Origin of the sequence: Acidisoma sp. (genome assembly GCF_035492295.1) — a bacterium.
Lineage (GTDB): Bacteria > Pseudomonadota > Alphaproteobacteria > Acetobacterales > Acetobacteraceae > Acidisoma.
The window spans coordinates 1-5,582 of record NZ_DATJJK010000134.1; the positions used below are offsets into that span (position 1 = coordinate 1).

Here is a 5,582-nt window from a genome sequence, read left to right on the forward strand (position 1 = left end):
AAATCACAAAGCCACACCTGCCCCTCGGGGCCGAGGAGGAGATTGGACGCCTGACCGTCATTATGACAGGGGGCGAGGTCCTTTCCGGCCGCGGCGATCGCCTTTCCGCCCTCCCTTACCGCGTCGAGAATCGCCGATATGTCGGAAGGCAGCGCCGTGCCGCTAGTCTCTGCCCGCGCGGCCCAGGAATCGGCCTCTGCGAAAACGTCCCATACCCGCGCCAGAGAAGCGCTTTGGCGAAAAGCCTTCTTAGCGGCGATGGCGCCGGCCACGACATCGGGCTTCTGCAGATCGTCCAACCAGGCAGACCGCCAGGGGGAGGGGAGATAGGCAAAGCCGATGGTGCGATCTTCGGGCAAATAAAATTCTACGAGTGGCGCCACACCGGCCGCGGCACCTGCCACTGCCCCAGCATGGGCGGCGGTCGCGTCGATCAGGCCAAGAAGGTCTGGCTCCAGCATCTTGAGAAAGAGTGTCTTTGGCCCTTCCTCGGAGGTCACGATCCAGTTCGACCATTCCACCGCCTGCCACATGGGCGAGGCGATGGCCGGCACGCCCGGCCGCACGACAAGACCGCGCCGCTTCCCCCAAGGGGAACGTTCGAGGACGCCGGCAACCGTCTCAATCCCACTCATGCAGCGCCTTTCACGAGACCAATTCCATCCTCGCAAAGGCGAAGCAACATACGGGCCAGGATCTCGGCGCCAAGCTCGATATCCTCCGGTGCGGTGTATTCGGAGGGGTGATGGCAGATGCCGCCGACACTCGGCACGTTGAAGACCAGGGAAGGGCAGACCGGTATCATGCAGATGCCGTCATGCGCGGCGATCGTGTCGAGATGCCGGGTCGGCAGACCAAGGTCCTCTGCCACTTCGGTTGCAAGGGCAATCAAATTCTCGTCGAAGAAGCCGACATTGCGGCGGTCGATGAAGCGGATTTCCTTCGAGACCCGCATATCGGCCACGGCGCGGTCGGCGGCCGCCAGCATCTCGGCCTCCGCCCAGTCGAGCACCGACTGATCGGCCGAGCGCAGTTCGATAAAGAGCACGGCCTCGCCCGGCACGACGTTGGGAGAGTTGGGATAGACCTCCAGGCGGCCGACGGACGTATGCAGCGTGCCGCTGGCGTGGCCGGGATAGGTGCCGAGGGCGGAGATAAGGTGGGCCGCTGCGAGCAGCGCATCCTGCCGGTCCGCCATCGGTGTCGGGCCCGTATGGGTCTGCTTGCCGATGAAGGCGAGGCGGTATTTCACCGCGCCCCAATGGCGGGTGATGACACCGAAACGCTCGCCGTGCCGTTCGAGCACGGAGGCGCATTCAACATGCAGTTCGAGGTAGGCATCTGGCTTCGGGAATTCGCCGGCACCGTCATAACCGATGGCGCGGAGCGCATCGCGCACCGCGATACCCTCGCCGTCGCGGCGCGCCAGCGCATCTTCCGCCGTCATCTGCCCTGTATAGACGGCGCTGCCGAGCAAGCTTGGCTGGTAGCGCGCCCCTTCCTCATTCGTCCAGTTGACGATCGCGAGATTGCAAAGCGGGGTCTTGCCGGCGGCCTGCACATGCTTCCGCACGGCTTCCACGGCCTCGCAGGCGGCGAGTACGCCGTAAGCGCCGTCGAAACGGCCGCCCCGCGGCTGGCTGTCGAGATGCGAGCCGGTCATCACCACCGGCGCATCCGGCCCCGCCCATTCGAGCAGCGCCATCATATTGCCCATGCAATCGACCGTGAGGCTCAGCCCTTGCTCCTTGCACCAGGCGGCGAGGTGATCCCGCGCCAAGCCATCCTCGGCCGAGAGGGTGAGGCGATGCATGCCGCCATCCGGCGTCCCGCCATGAGGCTGGAAGGCCGCCATCAGCGCGTGCAGGCGCGGTGCGTCGATTACCGCATCCGCTTCGATCCCCCCGATCATGCCGCCGTCGCGCTCGGCGCGGTCACGTGGCAGGCGGCCAGACGGCCCGGATGACGAGTCCATAGAGACGGTTCCTTCAGACGGCAGGTCGCGATCGCCTCGGGGCAACGCGCGGTGAACGAGCAGCCGGGCGGCAGGTCGATGGGGCTGGGCGGCTCACCGTCCAGCAACACGTCTTCTGTCCGATAGGGGCGCTGGTCCAGCGTCGGCACTGCCGAGAGCAAGGCTTTGGTGTAGGGATGGCCAGGATCGTAGAAAACGCCGCCGGTATCCGCAATCTCCACCATCTTGCCGAGATACATGACGGCGATGCGCGTGCAGACACGCCGCACCATGGCGAGATCGTGTGAGATGAAGAGATAGGTCAGGCCGTGCCTGGCCTGCAGACGCTCGAAAAGGTTGAGCAGGCGTCCCTGTTCCACGGGATCGAGGGAGGAGAGCGTTTCGTCCAGGATCAGCAGCTTGGGCTCCAGAACCAGGGCGCGGGCAATGTTGACGCGCTGGCGCTGGCCCGCACTCATGCCGATCGGCAGGCGGTGGAGCTCGTCCGGAGAAAGGCCCACCTCCGCCATGGCATCGCGCACACGCTCTGCGGTTTCGCGTCGCCCGACGCTATGGATGGACAGCGCCGTTCCGATGGTCTTGCCCACAGGCATATGCGGCGGGAGGCAATTATAAGGGTCCTGGAGCAGTAGCTGAAAGCCGCGGCGCATGGCGAAGCGTTCCCGCCCCGTCATCTCGGCGATGTTGCGGCCTTCGAATAGGATGGCGCCATTGTCGGGCTCCTCCACCCAGGAAAGCAGGCGCGAGAGTGTGGATTTGCCGCAGCCGGATTCACCCACAAGCCCGAAATTGTCGCCCTGAAACACATCGAAACTGACACCGCGCACCGCCTGCACGCTTTGGCGCCCGAAGAAGCGCGTGCGATCCTTCACATGATAGGTCTTGGTGATTTCGGACACCTGCAGGATCGGCTGCGCCTCCCGCGCCTGTGGCTCAGGCGCGGCCTCCCCGGTCCAGATGCGGGGCGTGCGGGTGATCAATTCCTTCGTCACCGCGTGCCGCGGGGCGCGGATCACGTCCATCGGCCGGCCACCTTCCACGATGCGGCCGCCCGCCATCACCACCATCTCATCCGAAATCTCGGCGATGGACGGGACGGAGGTGGAGATGAAGACGATGCCGGCATTGATTCGCTGGCGGAGTTCGCGCAGCAGCCGCACGATTTGCGCCGCGACGGTCACGTCCAGCGGCTGGATGATGTTGTCGCAGACGAGGAGATCGGGGTCGTTGATCATCGCATCCACGATGACCGCGCGCTGCAGCATGCCGCCGGAATACTGATTGGGGAATTCGGCATAGCGGCGTGCGGCGGAGGGGATGCGCACGGCATCGAGCAGGGCCACGACGCGCCTCTTTGCCTCCGCCATATCCGTAGCGGGGCTGACGGCAAGAAGCTTCTCGGCGATCTGCACGCCCACCGGCAGCGTCGGGTCGAAAGCGTTGCCGGGGTCGGCACCGATAAAACCGATGCGCGGCCGCACCAGCTTCTGAACACCCGGGCTCATCAGGTCCTGGTCGCGGAAGCGCACCCCGCCGGAGGTGACGCGCAGCGGCTCCGAGACCCAGCCTACCATAGCCTTGGCGAGCGTGGTCTTGCCTGAACCACTTTCGCCCAGGATGCCAAGCACGCCGTCGGCCGGCACGTCGAGCGAAATCTGCGACAGGATCGGCCGGCTGGTGCTGCCCTGCGGCAGTTCGATCGTGAGATCCTGGATTGAGAGTAGGGTAGCGGATTGCGGGGACGCCATCAGATACGGCCCTCCAGAACCTTGTTACGTGCGCGCTCGATGGAGGAGCCGACGAGATTGATGCCGAGCAGCGTCGTGAAAAGGAAGGCGCCCGGCATGGTGGAGATCCACCAGGCGTTGATGAGATACTGCCGCCCGTCGGCGATGATATTGCCGAAGGTGGGGGTGGGCGGCTGCACGCCGATGCCGATGAAGCCGAGGATCGCCTCGAAGATCATCATGCGGGCGATGTCGAGAACGGCGACGAAGGCGATGGGCGGCAAGACATTGGGCGAGATCATCTGCACGATGATTCGCAACGGCGTGGCACCCAGAATCTTGGCACCGCGCACATATTCGCGCTGACGTTCGGCGAGCGTGACCGAGCGCGTGACTCGCGCATAGGCCGGCCAGCCGGAAAGGGCGAGCACCAGCGTGACGCTTTCGGGCGTCGGTCGATGCACGGTGAGGATGGTAATGGCAAGAATGATGACCGGCACGGCGAGTTGAGCATCCGTGATGCGCATCAGGATAGTGTCGACGATGCCGCCGTAATAGCCGGCGATGAGGCCGATGATGGCACCCACCACGAACATGATGATGACGGCGGAAACGCTGATGAGCAGCGCATTTTGCAACCCGATAAGAGAGCGGATGAAAAGATCCCGCCCCAGCTGATCGGTGCCAAGGAGATGGTTCCAATGGCCACCGGGCAGGAAAGCCGGAGGCCAGAAACGCTGCATGATATGCATGCGCGTTGGCGATTCGTTGGTCAGCTCGGGGTAGATGAGAGCGGCACCGACCAGCAAGATGAGGAAGAAAAGGCCGAGCTTGAACTCGAACTGCTGGTAGGTGGCCCGCCACATGCGGCGGCCGGTGGTCTCGCCGCGGGATTTCACAGATGTGGCGGCCGAGGGAAGAGCGGCTTCGGAGGGCATCAGAAATCCAACCTCGGGTCGATCTTCGTCGAGACGAGATCGACGAGAATGTTGATGACGACGAAGAGGCAGGCGGAGAGCAGCGCCACGCCCTGGATCACCGGGAAATCTCGCTGCAAGACCGCCTGCACGGTGAGCAGGCCAACGCCCGGATAGTTGAAGATGTATTCGACGATGAGAACGCCGCCGAGCAGCGCGCCGATCTGCACGCCGAAGATATTGAGCACCGGCACCGCCGCATTGCGCAGGATATGGCGGAAGAGAATTCGCCGTTTCGACAGCCCGCGCACGTCGGCGAGCTGCACGAAGTTCCGTTGCTTCGCGGAAGCGACTGAGATGCTGAGGCTGCGCATGAAGACGGGCGACATCTCGATCGCGATGACGAAAGCCGGGAGGATCGTATAAGCAAAGCCCTGGTAGCCGATGGACGGGATCCATTGCAGCTCCGCCGTGACGACCAGGGCCAGCACGATGGCAAGCCAGAAATTGGGGATCGAGACGAAGGCCGAACCGAGATAGAGCGCGAAGCGGTCGAACCAGCCACCCGCATTCAGTCCCGCGATGATGCCGATCGGCACCGAAATCAGAAAGGCGAAGACCAGGGCGAGGGCCGCCAGCTGCAGCGTCATCGGCACGGTCTGCGCTAGAAGATCCATCACCGGTGCCTTGTCACCCAGAGCGTCGGCGTCACGGCTTCCGGCGACTTCCGATCCGTTCCGCGCCTTGATGAAGGAGGTGCCGAGATTGCCGTGCACAACCTGCCCGAGCCAGTGGACATACTGCACAGGAATCGGTTCCCTCAGCCCCATTTCTTGGGCCGTTTTCTCCACAACCGCATCGCTCGCCATCGGCCCCAGGATGAGGCGTGCCGGGTCGCCCGGCACCAGACGCAGGGCCGTGAAGATCGCGAAAGAGACGATCAGCACGATGATCACACCCTGC

At 64.1% G+C, this 5,582-nt stretch carries 5 protein-coding genes; all 5 read right to left on the reverse strand.

Annotation, left to right across the window (positions count from 1 at the left end):
* The coding region (locus tag VL752_RS09465; protein ID WP_408863080.1) for a phosphotransferase family protein at positions 1–635 on the reverse strand (635 nt) is incomplete at its 3' end.
* Positions 632–1,975: a Zn-dependent hydrolase gene (locus VL752_RS09470; protein WP_325354492.1), complete on the reverse strand. Its 1,344-nt coding sequence runs from the start codon at positions 1,973–1,975 to the stop codon at positions 632–634. The genes VL752_RS09470 and VL752_RS09465, both read right to left, overlap by 4 nt.
* Positions 1,909–3,723, reverse strand: a complete 1,815-nt coding sequence (locus VL752_RS09475) for an ABC transporter ATP-binding protein (RefSeq protein ID WP_325354494.1) — start codon at positions 3,721–3,723, stop codon at positions 1,909–1,911. The genes VL752_RS09470 and VL752_RS09475 overlap by 67 nt, the downstream gene beginning before the upstream one ends.
* Complete coding sequence (locus tag VL752_RS09480; protein ID WP_325354496.1) at positions 3,723–4,640, reverse strand: ABC transporter permease; 918 nt, start codon at positions 4,638–4,640, stop codon at positions 3,723–3,725. The genes VL752_RS09475 and VL752_RS09480 overlap by 1 nt, the downstream gene beginning before the upstream one ends.
* Positions 4,640–5,582, reverse strand: a 943-nt coding sequence (locus VL752_RS09485) for an ABC transporter permease (protein ID WP_325354498.1), incomplete at its 5' end; no start/stop codon positions are given. The genes VL752_RS09480 and VL752_RS09485, both read right to left, overlap by 1 nt.

Coding starts and splice junctions, on each gene's coding strand:
- VL752_RS09475 (WP_325354494.1), bottom strand. CDS start 3,723: ATGGCGTCCCCGCAATCCGCTACCCTACTCTCAATCCAGGATCTCACG.
- VL752_RS09480 (WP_325354496.1), bottom strand. CDS start 4,640: ATGCCCTCCGAAGCCGCTCTTCCCTCGGCCGCCACATCTGTGAAATCC.
- VL752_RS09470 (WP_325354492.1), bottom strand. CDS start 1,975: ATGGACTCGTCATCCGGGCCGTCTGGCCGCCTGCCACGTGACCGCGCC.